17 protein-coding genes are annotated in these 19,709 nt (G+C 70.0%); 11 read left to right on the forward strand and 6 right to left on the reverse strand.

Annotation, left to right across the window (positions count from 1 at the left end):
- Positions 1-7: 7 nt before the first annotated feature.
- The 3 genes from C666_RS09115 to C666_RS09125 are packed head-to-tail and all read right to left on the reverse strand — an operon-like array spanning position 8 to position 3,487.
- On the reverse strand, positions 8-796 hold the full coding sequence (locus tag C666_RS09115) for an enoyl-CoA hydratase (protein WP_004337306.1): 789 nt from the start codon (positions 794-796) through the stop codon (positions 8-10).
- Positions 793-1,953: an acyl-CoA dehydrogenase family protein gene (locus C666_RS09120; RefSeq protein WP_004337308.1), complete on the reverse strand. Its 1,161-nt coding sequence runs from the start codon at positions 1,951-1,953 to the stop codon at positions 793-795. Before C666_RS09120 ends, C666_RS09115 begins: the two co-directional genes overlap by 4 nt.
- 19 nt (positions 1,954-1,972) lie before the next feature.
- Positions 1,973-3,487: a CoA-acylating methylmalonate-semialdehyde dehydrogenase gene (locus C666_RS09125; protein WP_004337310.1), complete on the reverse strand. Its 1,515-nt coding sequence runs from the start codon at positions 3,485-3,487 to the stop codon at positions 1,973-1,975.
- Between the two features lie 178 nt (positions 3,488-3,665).
- Between C666_RS09125 and C666_RS09130 the strand changes: the two genes are divergently transcribed.
- The 11 genes from C666_RS09130 (at position 3,666) to C666_RS09180 (ending at position 17,124) form a co-directional block, all read left to right on the forward strand.
- Complete coding sequence (locus C666_RS09130) at positions 3,666-5,108, forward strand: short-chain fatty acyl-CoA regulator family protein (protein WP_004337311.1); 1,443 nt, start codon at positions 3,666-3,668, stop codon at positions 5,106-5,108.
- 185 nt (positions 5,109-5,293) lie between these two features.
- Entirely contained in the window at positions 5,294-6,295 is a 1,002-nt protein-coding gene (locus C666_RS09135; RefSeq protein WP_028791921.1) for a helix-turn-helix transcriptional regulator, read from the forward strand.
- 166 nt (positions 6,296-6,461) lie between these two features.
- A complete protein-coding gene (locus C666_RS09140) occupies positions 6,462-8,570 on the forward strand; it encodes a TonB-dependent receptor domain-containing protein (protein WP_004337316.1) in 2,109 nt (702 codons plus the stop codon).
- Positions 8,570-9,721 carry an ABC transporter substrate-binding protein gene (locus C666_RS09145; RefSeq protein WP_004337317.1) on the forward strand — a complete coding sequence of 384 codons (1,152 nt, stop codon included), beginning with the start codon at positions 8,570-8,572 and terminating at the stop codon, positions 9,719-9,721. Before C666_RS09140 ends, C666_RS09145 begins: the two co-directional genes overlap by 1 nt.
- Positions 9,718-10,803 carry a FecCD family ABC transporter permease gene (locus tag C666_RS09150; RefSeq protein ID WP_004337318.1) on the forward strand — a complete coding sequence of 362 codons (1,086 nt, stop codon included), beginning with the start codon at positions 9,718-9,720 and terminating at the stop codon, positions 10,801-10,803. Before C666_RS09145 ends, C666_RS09150 begins: the two co-directional genes overlap by 4 nt.
- A gap of 21 nt (positions 10,804-10,824) precedes the next feature.
- Complete coding sequence (locus tag C666_RS09155) at positions 10,825-11,622, forward strand: ABC transporter ATP-binding protein (RefSeq protein ID WP_004337319.1); 798 nt, start codon at positions 10,825-10,827, stop codon at positions 11,620-11,622.
- Between the two features lie 32 nt (positions 11,623-11,654).
- Positions 11,655-12,749, forward strand: coding sequence for a siderophore-interacting protein (locus tag C666_RS09160; protein ID WP_004337320.1), 1,095 nt, complete (start codon positions 11,655-11,657; stop codon positions 12,747-12,749).
- Positions 12,742-14,085: an MFS transporter gene (locus C666_RS09165; protein ID WP_157280487.1), complete on the forward strand. Its 1,344-nt coding sequence runs from the start codon at positions 12,742-12,744 to the stop codon at positions 14,083-14,085. Before C666_RS09160 ends, C666_RS09165 begins: the two co-directional genes overlap by 8 nt.
- Before the next feature lie 138 nt (positions 14,086-14,223).
- The gene (locus tag C666_RS09170) at positions 14,224-16,248 is read left to right on the forward strand and encodes a ribonucleoside triphosphate reductase (protein WP_004337322.1); all 2,025 of its coding nucleotides are present in this window, start codon (positions 14,224-14,226) and stop codon (positions 16,246-16,248) included.
- Between the two features lie 65 nt (positions 16,249-16,313).
- Entirely contained in the window at positions 16,314-16,511 is a 198-nt protein-coding gene (nrdD, locus tag C666_RS09175) for an anaerobic ribonucleoside-triphosphate reductase (RefSeq protein ID WP_004337323.1), read from the forward strand.
- Between the two features lie 10 nt (positions 16,512-16,521).
- Positions 16,522-17,124: an anaerobic ribonucleoside-triphosphate reductase activating protein gene (locus C666_RS09180; RefSeq protein WP_004337324.1), complete on the forward strand. Its 603-nt coding sequence runs from the start codon at positions 16,522-16,524 to the stop codon at positions 17,122-17,124.
- Positions 17,125-17,209: 85 nt separating this feature from the next.
- On the opposite strand, the gene C666_RS09185 is transcribed toward C666_RS09180, so the two are convergent.
- The 3 genes from C666_RS09185 to C666_RS09195 form a co-directional block, all read right to left on the reverse strand.
- Entirely contained in the window at positions 17,210-18,304 is a 1,095-nt protein-coding gene (locus tag C666_RS09185; RefSeq protein ID WP_004337326.1) for an NAD(P)-dependent alcohol dehydrogenase, read from the reverse strand.
- A 103-nt stretch (positions 18,305-18,407) separates the two neighbouring features.
- On the reverse strand, positions 18,408-18,989 hold the full coding sequence (locus C666_RS19325; RefSeq protein WP_004337328.1) for a winged helix-turn-helix domain-containing protein: 582 nt from the start codon (positions 18,987-18,989) through the stop codon (positions 18,408-18,410).
- 65 nt (positions 18,990-19,054) lie between these two features.
- A partial coding sequence (locus tag C666_RS09195) for a biotin/lipoyl-containing protein (RefSeq protein WP_004337330.1) occupies positions 19,055-19,709 on the reverse strand: 655 nt, incomplete at its 5' end.

Consider the following 19,709-nt stretch of genomic DNA (forward strand, 5'->3'; position numbering starts at 1 on the left):
TTCCTTTTCAAGCGTTGCGCCACTGCGGGGCGCGTTTTTCGAGGAAGGCGGCGATGCCTTCGCGCTGGTCGGCAGTGTCGAACAGTTTGACGAACTCCGCTCGTTCGCCGGGCAGCGCCTGGCTCGGCGGGGTGGCGCGCGCGGCCTGGATCAGGCGCTTGCAGGCGGCGACGCTGGTGGGGCTCTGCTTTTCGACCGCGTGCGCCAGTTCCAGCGCGCGCGTCAGCGCTTCGCCACGGCCGGTGACCTCTTCCACCAGGCGGATGCGCAGCGCGGTCGCCGCGTCCAGGCGTTCGCCGCACAGGATCAGGCGCTTGGCCCAGCCTTCGCCGGCCAGCCAGGACAGCCACTGGGTGCCGCCCGCGCACGGCAGCAGGCCGACGGCCGCTTCGGGCAGCGCCAGCACCGCCTGTTCCTCGGCGATGCGCAGGTCGCAGGCCAGTGCGCATTCCAGCCCGCCGCCCATGGCGTAGCCGTTGATCGCGGCGATCGACACGCCGCGGAAGGCCGACAGGGTCTCGAAGGCGAGGCCGAAGTAGTGCGCCATGCCCGCCGCCACGGCCTTGTCGCCGCTGGCGAAGAGCTTGAGGTCCGCACCGGCGGAAAAGAACTTGCCGCCCTGGCCGGTGACCACCAGGCTGTAGATCTCGCGGTCGTCGTTCAGCAGGCCGACCACCTCGACCAGGGCCGCGAGGCTTTCCTGCGTCCAGGTGTTGGCCGGCGGGTTGTCCAGCGTCAGGACGGCGGTGTGGCCCTGTTTTTCGAGAACCAGGCCAGGGTAGGTGTGCGTGCTCATCGTGGGGTCTCCATGGTGTGTTCTGCGAGCATGCGGCGGGCGATGATGACGCGCATGATCTCGTTCGTGCCTTCGAGGATCTGGTGCACCCGCGCGTCGCGCAGGTAGCGTTCCAGCGGGTATTCGCGGATGTAGCCGTAGCCGCCGTGGATCTGCAGCGCCTCGTTGCAGATCGAGAAGCCCAGGTCGGTGGCCAGGCGCTTGGCCATGGCGCAGTACAGCGTGGCGTCCGCCGCGCCGGCGTCGAGCCGGCTGGCCGCCAGGCGCACCATCTGGCGCGCGGCGACCAGTTCGGTGGCCATGTCGGCGAGCTTGAACTGCAGCGCCTGGAAGTCAGCCAGCGGGCGGCCGAACTGGTGGCGCTCGTGGACATAGGCGAGCGCCGCGTTCAATGCGCCCTGTGCCGCGCCCACCGAGCAGGTGGCGATGTTGATGCGCCCGCCGTCCAGCCCTTTCATGGCGATGGCGAAGCCTTCGCCTTCCTCGCCGAGCAGCTGGGCGGCCGGCACGCGCACGCAGTCGAAGGTGATGCTGCGCGTGGGCTGGCTGTTCCAGCCCATCTTGTGCTCCTTCTTGCCGTACTCGATGCCGGGGCTGTCGGCGGCGACGAGGAAGGCCGAGATGCCCTTCGGCCCGGCCTCGCCGGTGCGCGCCATGACCACCAGCACGTCGGTGGCGCCGGCGCCGGAGATGAAGGCCTTGGCGCCGTCGAGCACGTAGTGCTCGCCTTCCCGCCGCGCGCGGGTGGCGAGCGAGGCCGCGTCCGAGCCGGCGCCCGGCTCGGTGAGGCAGTACGAGGCCAGCAGTTCGCCGGAGGCCAGGCGCGGCCCCCACTCGGCCGCGACTTCGGGGCGGGCGAAGCGCGTCACCATCCAGGTCGCCATGTTGTGGATGGTCAGGTAGGCAGTGGTCGATGGGCAGGCGGCGGCCAGTTCCTCGAACACGATGCTGGCGTCCAGCCTCGGCAGGCCGAGGCCGCCGTGCGCCTCCAGCGCGTACAGGCCGCAAAAGCCTAGTTCGCCGGCGTGGTGCAGCGCTTCCAGCGGGAAGATGCCTTCAGCGTCCCAGCGCGCCGCGTGGGGCGCGAATTCGCGCTGGGCGAACTCGCGCGCGGTGTCGCGGAAGGCGCACTGGTCTTCGGAGAGTTCGAAGTCCATGGCGGTGCTCCGGGTCGGCTTACTTGAGGCTGATCGTGGTGTTGACCGGAGCGGCCACGCCGTCGTCGAACCAGCGCGCGGTGACGGTCTTGGTCTGCGTGTAGAACAGGATCACCTGCTGGCCGTAGGGGCCGAGGTCGCCCAGCTTGGAGGCGCGCGAGCCGGTGAAGGAGAACAGCGGCACCGGCACCGGGATGGGCACGTTGATGCCTACCTGGCCGACGTCGATCTCCTCCTGGAACTTGCGCGCCGCCGCGCCCGACTGGGTGAACACGCCGGTGCCGTTGCCGTTGGGGTTGGCATTGATCAGCGCGATGGCGTCGTCGAGCGAGTCCACCGCCATCGTGCACAGCACCGGGCCGAAGATTTCCTCGTCGTAGATGCGCATGCCGGGCTTGACGCCGGAGAACAGCGTGGGCGCGACGAAGTTGCCGTCGGCGTAGCCGGGCACCTGCGGTTCGCGGCCGTCCAGTTCCAGCGTCGCGCCTTCCTGCACGCCGGCCTCGATCAGCTCCAGGATGCGGGCCTTGGCCGCGCGCGAGATCACCGGGCCGACGTCCGTGCCCGCCTCGTGGCCGGCATTGACCTTCAGCGCGCGGGCGCGCTCGACCAGTTCCGGCAACCATTGCGCGGCCGCGCCGACCAGCACCACCACCGACGAGGCCATGCAGCGCTGGCCGGCGGCGCCGAAGCCGGCGCCCGCGAGGGCGTTGAGGGTCTGTTCCTTGTGCGCGTCGGGCAGCACGACGACATGGTTCTTGGCCCCCATCATGCACTGCGCGCGCTTGCCGGAGAGGCTGGCGCGGTTGTAGACGTGGGTGCCGACGCGGGTCGAGCCGACGAAGGACACCGCCTTGATGTCCGGGTGGTCGCAAATGCCGTTGACCACGTCGACCGCGCCATGCACCACGTTGAGCACGCCCGGCGGAATGCCGGCTTCCACCGCCAGCTCCACCAGCCGCATCGTGGACAGCGGGTCCTGCTCGGAAGGCTTGAGCACGAAGGTGTTGCCGCAGGCGATGGCCATCGGGAACATCCACAGCGGGATCATCGCCGGGAAGTTGAACGGGGTGATGCCCGCGCACACGCCGATCGGCTGCAGCAGGGTGTAGGTGTCGACGCCGGTGGCGACGTTGTTGGCCAGCCCGCCCAGTTGCAGCGTGCCGACGTTGGCGGCGTGCTCCACCACCTCCAGGCCGCGGAACACGTCGCCCTCGGCGTCCGGCAGGGTCTTGCCCTGCTCGGCGGTGAGGATCGCCGCCACGTCCTTCATGTTTTCGCGGATCAGTTGCTGGTACTTCAGGAAGATGCGCGCGCGCGCGCCGATGGGCGTCTTCTTCCAGCTTGCGAAGGCCTTCTTGGCCGCGGCCACGGCGGCGTCCAGCTCATCCGCGGTTGCCATCGGCACGCGCGCCAGCACCTGCTGGGTGGCGGGGTTGACCACGTCGCGCCATTCGGTGGTGCGCGATTCGACGAATTCGCCGCCGATCAGCAGCTTGACGGTGGGGATGGTGGTGTTTTGGGCCTTACTCATCGGATGTCTCCTTCCGGTGTTCGTTGCGGATCCGCGGACCAGGGCGCCGCGTTCTTCCGCATCGTATTTACAGACCTCCTGATCATCAATAAGCTATTGATGTAAAAGAGAAATGATGTAAATAAATTCGCAGTGGAAAGCATGAATCTGCAAATGCTGTGAACAAGGAGACAAAGACTTGAACCACAAGCTGTTCATCGGCGCCCGCCTGCGCCGCCTGCGCGAGCAGGCAGGCCTGAACCAGGCGGCGATGGCCGCCCGGCTGGGCATTTCACTGAGCTACGTGTGCCAGTTGGAGAACAACCAGCGCCCGGTGAGCGCCACCGTGCTGCTCAAGCTGGTCGAAGTCTTCGACTGCGAAGTGGGCGATTTCTCGGAGGAACAGGACCGCCGCCTGCTCGGCGAGCTGCGGGACGTGTTCCGCGACCGCATGCTGGCGGGCGAGGGCGTGAGCCAGGCGCAACTGGTGCGCATGGTCGAGCAGGTGCCCGAACTGGCCACCGCCCTCGTCGGCCTGGCCCAGCGCCACCAGCGCTTGCAGGACGAGTACGCGCAGGTGGTCGATCGCTTCTACGGCGACCAACTGCCCACGCTGCTCGCGCCGCTGCCGCACGAGGAAGTGCGCGACTTCTTCAACCGGCGCGACAACCACATCGGGGCGCTGGATGCGCTGGCCGAGGAACGGGCGGGCAGGGGGCGGCTGCTGCCGGGCGAGCGCGCCGCCGCGCTGCGCAAGGTGCTGTACGACGAGCATGGCGTCGACGTCGAAGGGCTCGGCGACATGGCCGACGACGGCGCGCTGCGCCGCTTCGATGCGCGGCGGCGGCGCCTGGCCGTGGCGGCGCATCTGTCCGACGCCCAGCAGGCGTTCCAGATCGCCACCCAGTTGGCGCTGATCGCCCACCGTGACCTGATCGAGACCGAGATCGCCGCGGCGGGCTTCGCTGACGAGCAGACCCGCGCACTGGCGCGCCAGGGGCTGGCGCACTACTTCGCCGGGGCGCTGCTGCTGCCCTATGGCGACTTCCTCGCCGCCGCGCGCGCCGCGCGCTACGACATCGAGGCGCTGCAGCGGCGCTTCCACGTCGGCTTCGAGACCGTCTGCCACCGCCTGTCCACACTGCAGCGGAGCGGCGCGCGCGGCGTGCCCTTCTATCTCGTGCGTGTGGACCAGGCCGGCAACATCTCCAAGCGCCAGAGCGCGACGGCCTTCCATTTCGCCCGTCATGGCGGCGCCTGCCCGCTGTGGCATGTGCACGACGCCTTCACCCAGCCCGGTCGCGTCCTCACCCAGGTGGCCGAGATGCCCGACGGCACGCGCTTCTTCGGCATCGCCCGCAGCATCGGGCGCGGCGGCGGCGGCTGGCGGGTGCCGCGCAAGTCCTTCGCCATCGGTCTGGGCTGCGAACTGTCCCATGCGCGGGAGCTGGTCTACGCCGACGGGCTGGACCTGGCCGCGCCGCACGAAGTGGTGCCGATCGGCCCCGGCTGCCGCGTCTGTCCGCGCGCCGACTGCGTGCAGCGCGCCTTCCCGCCGGCGGGAAAGGCGCTGGAAACCGGCGTGGATGTCGAATCCCTGGTGTCGTACCGCTTCGAGCGGGATGCGGAGGTCGTGCGCTAGAAGAACCGGATGGCGGGTCGTGCGCGCGGGATTGCAGAGGCCTCCACGAAAGTAAATAATAATGGTTATCGTTATTAGCGCGATCGCCGGACGTGCCAGGGGCTGCCCGGACTGAAGCGCCGCCGCACCCGCCAGCCGTCCGGATCGATCCGCCGGGCTGGCGGTCCAGCCGACCGGACGCATCGATGACCATGAATCCAGCGAAGGGCAGCGCAAGTGCCCGCGATTTTCTCTTGTTGCCCGGAATGATGCGTGCCGGCGATTTCTGCGGGGGGGACTACCATTTCGTCGGCGCGCGCATGGCGCCGGACGAGCCGGTGCTCGCCGGACGGGTATCCCGCCTGGACGCGCAGGACGGCCTGGAGGTGCATTGCGCGCAGAACTGCGATCTGCGCGATCTGCGCTCCAGGGTTTCGGCCGCGCCCGGCCTGCGCGTCACCGTGCTGCTGGCCGGCAGCGTGGACGTCTCCTTCGGCTCCAGCCACGTCGACCTTTCTGCGGGCCGGCAGCGCTGTCCGCGCGGCATGATGGTCGGCACCACGCACCTGGAAACCTACGAGCGGCGCTGGCAGCGCGGCAAGCACGAACGCAAGGTGAGCCTGTTCCTGTCCTCGGACTGGCTGCAGCGCCAGGGGCTGGACGATGCGCAGACCGATCCCGGCGTGCGCGAATTCCTCAGCCGCAATCTGGCGGTGCAGCCGTGGCAGCCGTCGCCGCGCGCGGTGGCCCTGGCCGAGCAACTGCTGCAGCTGACCGCCGCCCCGGCTCCGATGGGCCGGCTGCTGATCAGCAGCCGCGCGATCGAGCTGGCGCACGAAGCCCTGAGCAATCTGGCGGGGCAGGGCGGCCACACCAGCCTGCCGCCGCGCGAGCACCAGCGCCTGGCGCGCCTGCGCGCATTCCTCTCCAGCGACGAGGCGCTGGATCTCAGCCTGGACGACATCGCCCGCTGGGCCGGGCTCAGCGCGAGCGCGCTGCAGCGCCATTTCCGCGCCGCCTACGGCACCTCGATCGCCGAGTTCCGCCGCGACGCCCGCCTGCACAAGGCGCGCATCGACCTGGAGCAGCGCGGCCTGAGCGTGGCCCAGGCCGCGCACGCGGCGGGCTACAACAGCGCCGCCAACTTCGCCACCGCCTTCAAGCGCCGCTTCGGCCTGTCGCCCAAGCTGGTGCGTGCGCGCATCTGACGATACCGCGCGCCGCGCAAACATCCGCGCGTCTCCGGCAAACCACGGGGAAAGCGGCCGGTGCTGAAATGCCAGCCGAAGCATACGGCCACCCGCCGCGTGCCGCCCGTTTCCTCCACGCCGTCTCCCCCGTGCGACGCCATTGCATCCGAAGGTCCCCACGCTCATGAAAACCATCGCCGACACTTCCGCACGCATTCCCGCCATGCCGCGCCGCCGCGCGCCCGGCCTGCTTTCCGTCCGCATCCTGGCCGCCATCGGCGTGATGGCCAGCGCGGCCCTGGTCAACGCCCAGGAAGACAGCATGCTGAGCGCGGTCGTCGTTTCCGCCAGCGGCAAGCAGCAGATGGTCAAGGACGCGCCGGCGTCGATCTCCGTCATCACCCGCGAGGAACTCGACAAGCTGCCGGCGGGCAGCGTGGCCGAGGCCGTGGACCGCCTGGAAGGGATCTCCGTGAAGGGCGAGAGCCCCAATTCAGGCGACATCTCCATCCGCGGCATGCCCGGCGAATACACGCTGATCCTGATCGACGGCAAGCGGCAGAACACCCGCGAGACCATGAACCGCGGTACCAGCGGCGTGCAGGCCAACTTCCTGCCGCCGCTCGACGCCATCGAGCGCATCGAAGTGGTGCGCGGCCCCATGGGCACGTTGTACGGCGCCGATGCGATGGGCGGCGTGGTCAACATCATCACCCGCAAGGTGCCGGCCGAGTGGCATGGATCGCTCACGCTGTCCGCGACCCGGCAGGAGCACTCGGACCTGGGCGACAGCCGCCAGGCCGACTTCTGGGTGGGCGGGCCGATCAAGGCCGACGCGCTCGGCCTGCAGCTCTACGGCCAGTATCTGCGCCGCTACGAGGACGACCTCTTCTATGCCCGTCCCTTCGTCAGCGGCGCCCACGGCAAGCGCGACCGTTCGGTCGGCGCCAAGCTGAGCGCGAAGCTGAGCGACCGCCAGGACCTGACCCTGGACCTGGGCACCGAGACCTTCAGCTACCTGCGCGAGCCGGGCCACTCCATCGCGGCCACCGCGGCGGCCACCGAAACCCGCCACAGCCGCGACCACGTCGCCCTGACGCATGAAGGGCGCTGGTCCTTCGGCAACTCCCGCGTGGCGCTCAGCCAGGAGATCGGCAAGCAGGTCGATTACACCGACGGCACGCGCAACGTGGCCCGCCCGGAGGTGACCAACACCGTGCTCGACGGCCAGTTGTCGCTGCCCTTCACCCGCCACCTGCTGCGCCTCGGCGCCCAGTACCAGCGCGGCAGCGTCAGCGGCATCAGCCAGCAGGACGCCATCCCCGGCTTCCCGGCGCCCAATGTGGACGAGGTGGACATCGATTCGTGGGCGCTGTCGGTGGAAGACGACTTCTTCCTCACCGAGCGCTTCACGCTGACCGCCGGCGCCCGCCTCGACCACCACGACCTCTACGGCTCGCACTGGTCGCCGCGCCTGTACGGCGTGTACCAGCTCGACGACGCATGGAACCTGCGCGGCGGTGTCGCCAGCGGCTTCAAGGCGCCCACGCTGCGCCAGAGCGTGGCGGGCTACTGCATGACCACCGGCGGCAACACGCCCAGTCGCGGCAACCTGTGCGGCAACCCCAACCTCGATCCGGAAACCAGCCTGACGCAGGAATTCGGCGTGGCCTGGCAATGGGCGCCGCGCGCCAGCCTCAGCGCCACGGTGTTCAACAACGAGTTCAAGAACAAGGTCGCCAGCTACGACACCGGCGTGATCGATCCGCGCATGCCGTCCCGCACCATCTATGTCTACGACAACATCGACAACGTCACCATCCGCGGCCTGGAAATGGCGCTGAACTTCCCGCTGACCCGCACGCTGAGCTTCGACGGCAACTACACCTACGTGAAGTCCAAGCGCGAGGGTGGCGGCGAATTCTCCTTCGACAACAGCTCGCTCGACGGCGAACCGCTGGACAAGACGCCCGAGCACATGGTCAAGGCACAGCTCGACTGGACCCCCGGCGACGCCTTCTCCGCCTACCTGCGCGCCAACTACTACGGCAAGTCGTACTGGGCCGGTTTCCGCAACGGCGCGATGAACGTGCGCGAGCGCCCGGCCTCGGCCACGCTGGACGTCGGCGGGCAGTACGTCTTCACCTCCGCGCTGAAACTCAAGTTCGCGCTGCTCAACGTCACCGACCGCATGGTGGCGGTGGATGACCGCACGCGCGCCACCGGGCTGGACGGCAACTGGCTGCAGGATGAAGGCCGCCGCCTGTGGGTTGCGCTGAACGCGAGCTTCTGATGGGCATGCGCCGCTTTTCCGTGGTGCTGCGTGCCGGCCTGGTCGGCCTGCTGTCCGCGCTGTCGCTGGGGGCGGCAGTGGCGGCAGCAGAGGTGGCGGTGACCGACCAGGCCGGCCGCCGCGTGGCGCTGGCGCAGCCCGCCCAGCGCGTCGTGCTGACCGATACCTCGGATTTCATCGCGCTCGCCCTGATCGACGACCGCCCGGCGCAGCGCCTGGTGGCGTGGAACCGCTGGCGCCTGGACGCGGACACGCTGGCCGCGCTGCGCGCCGCCGACCCCGCGTTCGACGACATCCTGCAGCTCAGCGTCGACGATCCGAACAACTTCCCGCTCGAACGGGTGATTGCGCTGCAGCCCGATCTGGTGGTGCTGCACCCGCGCTTCAACGCCGCCGAACGACTGATCCGGCAACTGGAGGCGGCCGGCGTCGCCGTTGCGGTACTGCGCCTGACCCCCAGCCTGCGTGCCGCCGATTCGCTCGACGGACTGCGCCGCCTGGGCGTGCTCATCGGCCGCGGCGAACAGGCCGAAGCCTACGCCGCCTTCTTCCAGGCGCGGCTCGAGCGCATCCGCAGCCGCGCCGCGACGGTGCAGCGGCGTCCGTCGGTGCTGCTCGAACCGCACGCCGGCAGCGCCGCCTGCTGTTCGTCGGTGGGGAGCGGCGAGAACATCGGCGACCTGGTGAGCGCCGCCGGCGGCCGGCACATCGGCGAGGGCGTGCTGCCCGGCATGTTCGGCCAGTTGAGCCTGGAGTACGTGCTCGAACAGGCGCCGGAGGTGTACATCGGCGTCGGCGGCGCCCATCTCGCCGAACGCGGCGGGCTGGTGCTCGGCGTCAGCACTACGCCGGCCGCCGCGCAGGCTTCGCTGGGCCGCGTGCTGGCGCGCAAGGGCATGTCCGGCATCCGCGCGGTGGAAGACGGCCGCGCCCACGGCATCTGGTTCCCGCTCACCGGCGGCCTGAGCATCGTCGCCCTCGAAGCGGTCGCCAAGTGGGTACTGCCGGAGCTGTACGCCGACATCGACCCGCAGGCCACGCTGGACGAGATCAACGCCCGCTTCCTCGCCACCCCGCTGCGCGGCACCTTCTGGACGAACGCGCCGGCCCGGCCCGGCGGCTTTCCCGCCCCCAGCCGGAGCACCCGATGATGCATGCGGATGGAGCCAAGCCGGCCGCCGCGGTGTCGGCGGCTGGGCTGCGAACTCTGGATGGCTACCGCCGGCTGATGCGGCGGCGCCGGGCGTCGGTGGCCCTGTTGCTGATCGTCGCGCTGGCCAGCGCGCTTACCGACTTCGTCAGCGGCCCGTCCTCGCTCGGCCTGGCGGACGCGCTGCGCGGATTGTTCGATCCTGAAAGCCTGGCGCGCGGGCAGCGCGTGATCCTGTGGGAGGTGCGCCTGCCGATCGCGGTGCTGGCGATCCTGGTCGGCATGGCGCTGGCGCTGGCCGGCGTGGAGATGCAGACCATCCTCGGCAACCCGCTGGCCGAGCCCTTCACCCTGGGGGTGTCGTCCTCGGCGGCGCTCGGCGCCGCGCTCGCCATCGTGCTCGGGGTGGGCATTCCGGGCTTCGACCTGTCCTGGCTGGTGCCGGCCAATGCCTTCGTGTTCGCACTCGGCGCGCTGCTGCTCCTGCAGGTGCTCGCGCGCACCCACCATGCCGGGCCGGAAACCCTGGTGCTGTTCGGCATCACCATCGGCTTCGCCGCCGGCGCGCTGCTTTCGCTGCTGCAGTTCGTCGCCAGCGAGGACGCCCTGCAGCAACTGGTGTTCTGGACCATGGGCAGCCTGGCGCGCGCCGACTGGCCCAGCGTCGGCCTGCTCGCGGCTGTACTGGCCGCGACCATGCCCTTTTCCTGGCGCGCCGCGCGCCGCCTCACCGCGCTGCGCCTGGGCGACGACCGTGCGCGCAGCTTCGGCGTCAACGTCGACCGCCTGCGCCTGTGGGCGCTGGTGCGCGCCAGCCTGCTGGCGGCGACGGCGGTGGCACTGGTCGGCACCATCGGCTTCGTCGGCCTGGTCGGCCCGCACATGGCGCGCCTGCTGGTCGGCGAGGACCACCGCTTCCTGCTGCCGGCCAGCGTGCTGTGCGGCGCGCTGCTGATGTCGCTGGCCTCGGTGATCAGCAAGACCCTGGTGCCCGGCGTGCTGATGCCGGTGGGCATCGCCACCTCGCTGGTCGGCCTGCCGGTGTTCCTGGCGCTGATCACCCGGCGCCATCGACGCAGATGAATCCATGAGCCCTTCCGAGTCATGACCCTTCCGCACGCCGGCCCGATGCTGGAAATCCAGCATCTCACCGTGTCTTACCGCAACCACCCCGTGCTCGGCGACCTGAGCCTGCCGCCGCTGCTGCCGGGCGAGCTGGTGGCCCTGGTCGGCCCCAACGCCACCGGCAAATCGACCTTGCTGCGCGCGCTCGCGCAACTGGTGCCGGCCAGCGGCCAGGTACGCTGGGATGGCCAGGACCTGCTCGCCCTGTCCACCACCGCGCTGGCGCGCACCATCGGCTACATGCCGCAGAGCCTGCCGGAAACCGCCGCGCTGAACGTATTGGAAGTCACCCTCACCGCCATGCAGGCGCAGGATCTTCCTGCCGGCAAGGCACAGCTTGCCGCCATCGCGGTGCTCGAACGCCTGGGCATCGACGACCTCGCCCTGCGGCGCCTGGACCAGCTCTCCGGCGGCCAGCGCCAGGTCGCTGCGCTGGCCCAGGCCATCGCGCGCGATTCCCCCATCCTGCTGCTCGACGAGCCCACCAGCGCGCTCGACCTGCGCCACCAGTGGCGGGTGATGAACACCGTGCGCAGGCTGGCCGACGACGGCCACTTGGTCATCGCGGTGCTGCACGACCTGGCGCTGGCCGCGCAGTGGGCCGACCGCATCCTGGTGCTGGATCGCGGCTGCCTGCACGCCTGCGGCACGCCGCAGACGGCCCTCACCCCGGACATGCTGCGTGCCGTGTACGGCGTGGAGGCGCGCGTGCAGCGCTGCGAGCACGGCCGCACGGTGGTGCTCGTCGACGGCCCGGCCGGCTCCCCACGAACCTGATTCTTTTCCTCTCGACCGCGGAGCGTTCCATCATGACCCAGCTTGCCGCGCAGGCGCACGTCCGCCTGCCCGCCCCCGAAGACACCCTGACGCGCTTGGGCGAACACGTGCGCGAACATGGCTTCCAGTTCCAGCGCGACGGTGCGGACTGGGCCCTTTCCATCCACGACGGATGCGCGCGCATCCGTGTTGACGGCGAGCGGCTCGACATCCGCATCGAAGCCGCTACGCTGGATGCATTGCACGACCTCAAGGTGATCGTGGCCAGCCATGTGCTGGAATTCTCCCCACAAGCGAGCGAAATCCGCTGGCAGGGCGACGGCAGCCAGTTGCGCGAATCGCCGGCGTTCCGCGTGCTGCGGGTCATTGCCGCGCGCGATCTGACGCCGCGCATGCGCCGCATCACGCTGGCCGGCGAGCGCCTCGAACGCTATGCCGGCCTGACCAACCTGCACTGCAAGCTGCTGCTGCCGCAGCCCGGCGACACCGCGCCCGAGTGGCCGACATTGGCGGACAACGGCCTGCCGCGCATGCCCGAGGGCGACAAGCGGCTGGATGCGCGCACCTACACCATCCGCCACATCGATCTGGAAGCCGGCACGCTGGACATCGACATGGTGGTGCACGAACCCGCCGGCCCAGGCGGCAGCTGGGCGCAGCGCGCCCGCCCCGGCGACCTGGTCGGCATGCGCGGGCCGGGCGGGCTGGGTGCGCGCGAGGCCGACTGGACTCTGCTCGCCGGCGACGAAACCGCGCTGCCCGCCATCGCCCGCATCCTGGAAAACCTGCCGGCATCGGCGCGCGGGGTGGCGCTGATCGAAGTCCAGGACGACAGCGGCCGGCTGGAACTGCGCGCGCCTGCCGGCATCGAGCTGCGCTGGCTGCTGCGCGGCGCCCATGCGCCGGGCACCACCACCTTGCTGGCGGACGGGGTGCGCGCGGTGGCGTGGCCGGAGGCCGGCACGCGGCTGTTCGTGTGGGCGGGGCTGGAGTTCGATGCCTTCCGCGCGGTGCGCGGCTACCTGCGCAAGGAGCGCGGCCTGAGCGCCGCCGAGCATCTGGTGGTGGCCTACTGGCGGCGCGGACGCAGCGAGACCGAGTTCAAGCACGCGCCCGAAAGTGACTGAGCCGGCGCCGGGTGACGCCGCCCGCCCCGCAGCGGCAGAGGCGTCCTGTCCCGGGCCGGGAGGGGCGGCCCCGCAAGGGCTGGGGCGTTCGTCCCGCCTCGCCCGTTTCGCCGTGGATACCTCCCCGCTGCGTGCCAGCCCGGCTTTCCGCCTGCTCTACCTGGCGCGCAGCGTGGCGCTGATGGTGTACGGCATCAACGCCGTCGCGGTGGCGTGGCAGACCTATGGCCTGACGCGCTCGTCCCTGCACGTGGCATTGGTCGGCTTCTGCCTGGCCGGCGGGCAGCTTGCCGGGCTGGTGTTCGGCGGCCGTCTGGCCGACCGGCACGACCGCCGCACGCTGATGGTCGGCAGCCGGATCGCCTATGTCGGCGTGGTCGGCCTGCTGCTGGGCAACGCGCTGCTGCCGCAGGCCCACGTTGGCCTCATCTACGTCGCGGCGCTGGCCGGCGGCCTCAGCAGCGGCGTCGGCGCGCCGGCGCTGATGGCCGCGCTGCCGTCCATGGTGGCGCGCGAGCAGCTTGCCGCGGCCGGCGCGCTGAGCGCCATTTCCGCACAGCTCGCGGCGCTGCTCGCCCCGATCCTGGCCGGCGCGCTGATTGCCGGCAGCGGGCTCGCGGGATGCTATGCGGCGGTGATGGTCGCATCGGCGCTCACGCCGCTGCTGCTCGCGCGGCTGCCTCAGCTGAGCCCCGCGCAGGCGGCCGATCGTGCGCCCGGCGCGGCGGCCGAATGGCGCGACGGCCTGCGCTTCATCCGGCGCAGTCCGATGATCTGCGGCATGTTGCTGCTCGACCTGACCGCCTGTCTGCTGGCGATGCCTTTCGTGCTGCTGCCGCAGATCGCCACCGAAACGCTCGGCGGCGATGCCGCCCTGGCCGGCGTGCTGCACGCGGCGCCGGCACTCGGCGCGCTGGCGGCCGCGCTTTCTTCCGGCTGGACGCGCAGCCTGCAGCGTCCCGGCCGCGTGCTGGCGGCGATGGCGGTGCTGTGGGGCATGGCGGTGGCCGCCGCTGGGCTCGCCGGCAGCTTGTGGGCGATGCTGGCCTGTCTGGCACTGGCCGGCATGGCCGATACGGTCGGCGACATCGTGCGCGGCGCGCTGCTCCAGCAGCACACGCCGGATGCGCTGCGCGGACGCGTCTCGGCGTTCTGGCTGGTGCAATCGACGCTGGGGCCGGCGCTCGGCGGCCTGCAGATGGGCTATGTCGCCCGCCGCTTCGCCGTGTCCACTGCCTTGCTGGCCGGCGGCGTCGCCTGCACCGTCGGCAGCGCCGCCGCCTGGGCCGCGCTGCCCGCCCTCCGGCGCGATCCCGAGCCGCCAGCCCAGGCCTGATGGAATCTTGCGCACGCCGGATAGTTGATTGGCATGAATTCGATCAGGGCTCATGCACGTTTGATTGATGTAAATCAAATCAATATGTAGTAGTGAAAATAGAATTTCGCCCATATTTAGTATGAAGAGGCGAAAGAGATGCGTGATTTCACTGGTTCGGACCTGCTCTCCCGCGAGGTCGTCAAGCGTGATGGCCGCCGCATGCCCTTCGACGCCGGCAAGATTCGCGCCGCGCTGCAGCGCGCAGGCAGGGCCACGGCCGAGTACGGGGCCGCCGAGGCGGCCCGCCTCACCGATCGCGTGCTGCGCGTGCTCGGCCACCGCTTCGGCCGCCATGCGGTGCATATCGAGCAGATCCAGGATGTGGTGGAGGAAACCCTGATCGCCGACGGCCTCACCGCCACCGCGCGTGCCTACATCGTCTACCGCGAGCAGCACGCCATGCTGCGCGGCGAGCGCAAGGTGCAGGTGGACGTGGAAGCCTCGGTCAACGAATACCTCACCCGCGCCGACTGGCGGGTCAATGCCAACGCCAACCAGGGCTATTCGCTGGGCGGGTTGATCCTCAACGTGGCCGGCAAGGTCACCGCCAACTACTGGCTGTCGCATGTCTACCCGCCCGAGGTCGGCGCCGCGCACCGCGAGGGCGACATCCACATCCACGACCTGGACATGCTGTCCGGCTATTGCGCCGGCTGGTCGCTGCGCACCCTGCTGCACGAGGGCCTGAACGGCGTGCCGGGCAAGGTGGAGGCCGGCCCGCCCAGGCACATGTCCAGCGCGGTGGGGCAGATCGTGAACTTCCTCGGCACCATGCAGAACGAATGGGCGGGGGCGCAGGCCTTCTCGTCCTTCGATACCTACATGGCGCCCTTCGTGCGCAAGGACAACATGCGCTACGAGGAGGTGCGCCAGCACATCCAGGAACTCATCTACAACCTCAACGTGCCCTCGCGCTGGGGCACGCAGACGCCCTTCACCAACCTCACCTTCGACTGGACCTGCCCCGACGACCTGAAGGAGCAGATCCCGATCATCGCCGGCGAGGAAATGCCCTTCAGCTACGGCGACCTGCAGGCCGAGATGGACCTGATCAACCGCGCCTACATCGAGGTCATGTCCGCCGGCGACGCCAAGGGCCGGGTGTTCACCTTTCCCATCCCGACCTACAACATCACCCCGGATTTCCCCTGGGAGTCGGACAACGCCGCGCTGCTGTTCGACATGACCGCCAAGTACGGCCTGCCCTACTTCCAGAACTTCGTGAACTCGGAACTGCAGCCCAACATGGTGCGCTCGATGTGCTGCCGCCTGCAGCTCGACCTGCGCGAACTGCTCAAGCGCGGCAACGGTCTGTTCGGCAGCGCCGAGCAGACCGGCAGCCTGGGCGTGGTCACGGTGAATTGCGCACGCCTGGGCCATCTGCACCGCGGCGACGAGGCCGGCCTGTTCGCCCGCCTCGACCGCCTGCTGGAAATCGGCCGCGACAGCCTGGAGATCAAGCGCAAGCTGATCCAGCGCCTCATCGACCAGGGTCTGTTCCCCTACACCAAGCGCTACCTCGGCACGCTGCGCAACCACTTCTCCACGCTGGGGGTGAACGGCATCAACGAGATGATCCGCAACTTCAGCGCCGACACCGAGGACGTCACCACCGAATGGGGCCACGCCTTCGCCGTGCGCCTGCTCGACCACGTGCGCGTGCGCATGACGGCCTTCCAGGAAGAAACCGGGCACATGTACAACCTGGAGGCCACCCCGGCCGAAGGCACCACTTACCGCTTCGCCCGCGAGGACAAGAAGCGCTGGCCGGATATCCTGCAGGCCGGCAGCGCCGAGCAGCCCTATTACACCAATTCCTCGCAACTGCCCGCCGGCTTCACCGACGACCCGTTCGAGGCCCTCGCGCGCCAGGAGGCGCTGCAACGCAAATACACCGGCGGCACGGTGCTGCACCTCTACATGGGCGAGCGCCTGTCCAGCGGCGAGGCGTGCAAGCGCCTGGTGCGCCGCGCGCTGGAGAACTTCCGCCTGCCCTACATCACCGTGACGCCGACCTTCTCGATCTGCCCGACGCACGGCTACCTGGCCGGCGAGCACGCCTTCTGCCCGAAGTGCGACGAAGAGCGCCTCGCCGCCAAGCGGGCGCGGCTCGCGGCCTGAGAGGGGGCCGCCCCACAGGGGCACAACGAACCACCACCCACCCAACCAATCGTAAGGAACCCGCCATGAACATGCATTCCGCCACCGAGACCCGGCACCTCGCCGACGTCATCACCCTCAGCGACGACGAACGCCAGCCCTGCGAAGTGTGGACGCGCGTGATGGGCTACCACCGTCCGGTCGCCAGCTTCAACACCGGCAAGAAGGGCGAGCACGCCGAACGCCGCTTCTTTGCCGAGGGGCGCTGCGGGCTGGACCGCTGAGCCCGCAGCGATGCAGGGCCTGCGCGTCGGCGGCTTCACGCCGTTGACCACCATCGACTTCCCCGGCCGGCTCGCCGCCGTGGTGTTCTGCCAAGGTTGCCCGTGGCGCTGCGGCTATTGCCACAACCCCCACCTGATTCCGCCCGACGCACCGGCGGAACGTTCGTGGCAGTCGGTGCTGGATTTTCTCGAACGCCGCCGCGGGCTGCTCGACGGCGTGGTGTTTTCGGGCGGCGAGCCGACCCTGCAGGCGGCGCTGCCGGGGGCCTTGAGCGCGGTACGGGCGATGGGCTTCGAAACCGCGCTGCACACCGCCGGCATGTACCCCGAACGCCTCGCCGCGGTGCTGCCGCTGCTCGACTGGGTGGGATTCGACATCAAGGCACCGGCCACGCACTACGACGCCGTCACCGCCACGCCGGGCAGCGGCGAACGGGTGGCGCGCTCGCTGGAGCTGCTGCTTGCCAGCGGCGTGGACCACGAGTGCCGCACCACCTGGCATGACGGCCTGTTCGGCCGCGATGAGCTCGGCCGCCTGGGCGCCAGCCTGGCGCGGCGCGGCGTGCGGCGCTGGCGGGTACAGGCGTGCCGCATGCCGGTGGCGCGGGCCTGAGCGGAGTCGGGGGCGCCCTGTGGCAAAAAAAGAGCGCCCGGTCCGCAAGGGCCAGGCGCTCGTCACTGCGGCTGCAGGGGGACGATCAGGGCTTGATGGCGATCTTCAGCACGCCGTCGCGCTGGTTGGCGAACAGGTCGTAGGCGGAGACGATGTCGTCGAGCGGGTATTCGTGGGTGACGAGCACGCCCAGGTCGAGGCGTTCGGCGGCCAGCACGTTCATCAGCCGGCGCATGCGTTCCTTGCCGCCGGGGCACAGCGCGGTGTTGATCTTGTGGTCGCCCAGCCCGGCGGCGAAGGCCGACACCGGAATGCTCAGATCGCTGGAGTACACGCCCAGGCTCGACAGCGTGCCGCCGGGCTTGAGCACGCGCAGCGCGGCTTCGAAGGTGGCCTGTGTGCCGAGGGCCTCGATCGACGAATCGACGCCGCGCCCGCCGGTGAGCTTCATGATCTCGTCGACCACGTCGCAGTTGTGGAAATTCAGCGTCACGTCGGCGCCCATCACCTTCGAGATGCCCAGGCGGTGGTCGTTGCCGTCCACCGCGATGATGGTGGTCGCGCCCAGCAGGCGCGCGCCGGCGGTGGCGCACAGGCCGATCGGCCCCTGCGCGAACACCACCACGGTGTCGCCGAGCCTGATGTTGGCGTTCTCCGCGCCCTTGAAGCCGGTGGACATGATGTCCGGGCACATCAGCACCTGCTCGTCGGTGAGGCCGTCGGGAATCGGGGCGAGGTTGGCCTGTGCGTCGGGCACCAGCACGTACTCGGCCTGGGCGCCGTCGATCATGTTGCCGAAGCGCCAGCCAGCGGTGGCCTTGTGGCCGTGGGCGCCGCACTGCCCGCTGGGGATCAGGTAGCTGCCGTCCTGCGAGGGCGCGCCGTCCTGTGCCGCATAGCTGTTGAAGTTCGGGCAGATCGCCCCGGCGATCACGCGCTGGCCTTCGGTGTAGCCCTGCACCGCGCTGCCCAGCTTTTCGATCACGCCGACCGGCTCGTGGCCGATGGTGAGGCCGGGCACCACCGGGTACTCGCCCTTGAGGATGTGCACGTCGGTGCCGCAGATCGTGGTGGTGGTGATGCGGATCAGCGCATCGTTGGGGCCGACCTCGGGAATCGGCTTGTCCACCAGTTCGATACGGCCAGGGGCCACGAAAACCGTTGCTTTCATCATGCTCATGGTGCGTCCTCCCAGGGTGGGTGAAAAGACTTGCCCGAGCAGTATATAGACCCCTGGATGCGCTCGATTTGATCAGGGACAACAGCCGTGCAGGACGGGTGTGTCACGCTGCCGCGACGCAGGCGTGCGTGCCGCAGGCCAGCTTGCGCCGCGCGGTGGCGAAGCGGCGGTACAGCCTTGCGGAGCCCGCCTTGTCGTGGGCGGCGAGCGCTGCGTCGAGTTCGGCGCGGATGCGCTCGAACAGCATCGCTTCGCTGTCGCTGAACGCGGGGCCCAGCGCCAGGCGCAGCTTTTCGCGCAGGCGGACGATGACGTCCGCGGCATAGCGGTTGGCGCCGTGCCCGGTGGGCGGCGTGCTGGCCGGGACGTGGCCGGCCGCGCCTGCGCGTTCCTCGAGCAGGTGGATTTCGAGCAGGTCGAGCACCGTGAGCAGGTCGTCGACATCGTGCGCGTCCAGCCGGGCCACGCAGCAGCCCCGGCGGGGTTCGAGCTGCACCAGGCCTTCGTGGGCGAGCACCTTCAGCGCCTCGCGCACCGGCGTGCGGCTGACGCCGTAGCCTTGTGCCAGCGCGGCCTCGTCAAGCGCCGCGCCCGGCGCGAGTTCGTGCGTGAAGATGCGTTCGCGCACCGAGTCCGCGATGGCTTCGTAGAGCGCCCGGGGGCGCAGCAGGTCGTCGTCGTTCATGCCTGTGGTTCTCCATGGGCCGGCCTGGCGCCGGGCCGGCGCGGCTGCGTGGTGGTGAAGGGCGTTCATGCCGCTTCCGTGGCCGTGCCGCTTCCGGCGTCGGCGAACGCGATCAGCAGGTCCTTGGCTTCCACCTGGTCGCCGGGTTTGACGCAGATGCGGGCGATGGTGGCGTCGCGTTCGGCGCTCAGCACGGTTTCCATCTTCATCGCCTCGATCGACAGCAGCGGTGTGCCTTTCTTCACCGCCTGGCCGGCTTCGACGGCGACCATCACCACCGCGCCCGGCATCGGCGCGGGCAGGTGGGCGGGGTTGCCGTCCTCGGCCTTGGGGCGCGTGCGCTGCGGCGCGGCGAGGCCGGCCTTGGCGACCTTGAGCGGGCGCGGCTGCCCGTTCAGCTCGAAGAACAGCTTGACCATGCCTGCGTCGTCGGCCTCGGTGCGGCCGGTCAGGCGCACGGCGAGGGTCTTGCCGGCGTCGATGGCGACCGCGATTTCTTCGCGCTCGGCCAGGCCGTTGAAGAACACCGGGGTCGGCAGCGCCGAAACGTCGCCGTACTGACGCTGGTGGCGGGCGAAATCGGCGAATACCTTCGGGTACATCAGCCAAGAGGCCAGGTCGTTGTCGTCGATGTCGCGCCCGGCGGCTGCGCTGGCGGCGGCGCGCGCGGCGTCGAGGTCGGCCGGCGGCAGCACCGCGCCGGGGCGCTCGGTCAGGGCC

The sequence above is a fragment of the Thauera linaloolentis 47Lol = DSM 12138 genome (assembly GCF_000310205.1).
Classification (GTDB): domain Bacteria; phylum Pseudomonadota; class Gammaproteobacteria; order Burkholderiales; family Rhodocyclaceae; genus Thauera; species Thauera linaloolentis.

Bases quoted from the DNA above. Each gene is read 5' to 3' on its own strand.
- C666_RS09115 (WP_004337306.1), bottom strand. From the start codon at position 796: ATGAGCACGCACACCTACCCTGGCCTGGTTCTCGAAAAACAGGGCCAC.
- C666_RS09120 (WP_004337308.1), bottom strand. From the start codon at position 1,953: ATGGACTTCGAACTCTCCGAAGACCAGTGCGCCTTCCGCGACACCGCG.
- C666_RS09125 (WP_004337310.1), bottom strand. From the start codon at position 3,487: ATGAGTAAGGCCCAAAACACCACCATCCCCACCGTCAAGCTGCTGATC.
- C666_RS09135 (WP_028791921.1), top strand. From the start codon at position 5,294: ATGACCATGAATCCAGCGAAGGGCAGCGCAAGTGCCCGCGATTTTCTC.
- C666_RS09140 (WP_004337316.1), top strand. From the start codon at position 6,462: ATGAAAACCATCGCCGACACTTCCGCACGCATTCCCGCCATGCCGCGC.
- C666_RS09145 (WP_004337317.1), top strand. From the start codon at position 8,570: ATGGGCATGCGCCGCTTTTCCGTGGTGCTGCGTGCCGGCCTGGTCGGC.
- C666_RS09150 (WP_004337318.1), top strand. From the start codon at position 9,718: ATGATGCATGCGGATGGAGCCAAGCCGGCCGCCGCGGTGTCGGCGGCT.
- C666_RS09155 (WP_004337319.1), top strand. From the start codon at position 10,825: ATGACCCTTCCGCACGCCGGCCCGATGCTGGAAATCCAGCATCTCACC.
- C666_RS09160 (WP_004337320.1), top strand. From the start codon at position 11,655: ATGACCCAGCTTGCCGCGCAGGCGCACGTCCGCCTGCCCGCCCCCGAA.
- C666_RS09170 (WP_004337322.1), top strand. From the start codon at position 14,224: ATGCGTGATTTCACTGGTTCGGACCTGCTCTCCCGCGAGGTCGTCAAG.
- nrdD (WP_004337323.1), top strand. From the start codon at position 16,314: ATGAACATGCATTCCGCCACCGAGACCCGGCACCTCGCCGACGTCATC.
- C666_RS09180 (WP_004337324.1), top strand. From the start codon at position 16,522: ATGCAGGGCCTGCGCGTCGGCGGCTTCACGCCGTTGACCACCATCGAC.
- C666_RS09185 (WP_004337326.1), bottom strand. From the start codon at position 18,304: ATGAGCATGATGAAAGCAACGGTTTTCGTGGCCCCTGGCCGTATCGAA.
- C666_RS19325 (WP_004337328.1), bottom strand. From the start codon at position 18,989: ATGAACGACGACGACCTGCTGCGCCCCCGGGCGCTCTACGAAGCCATC.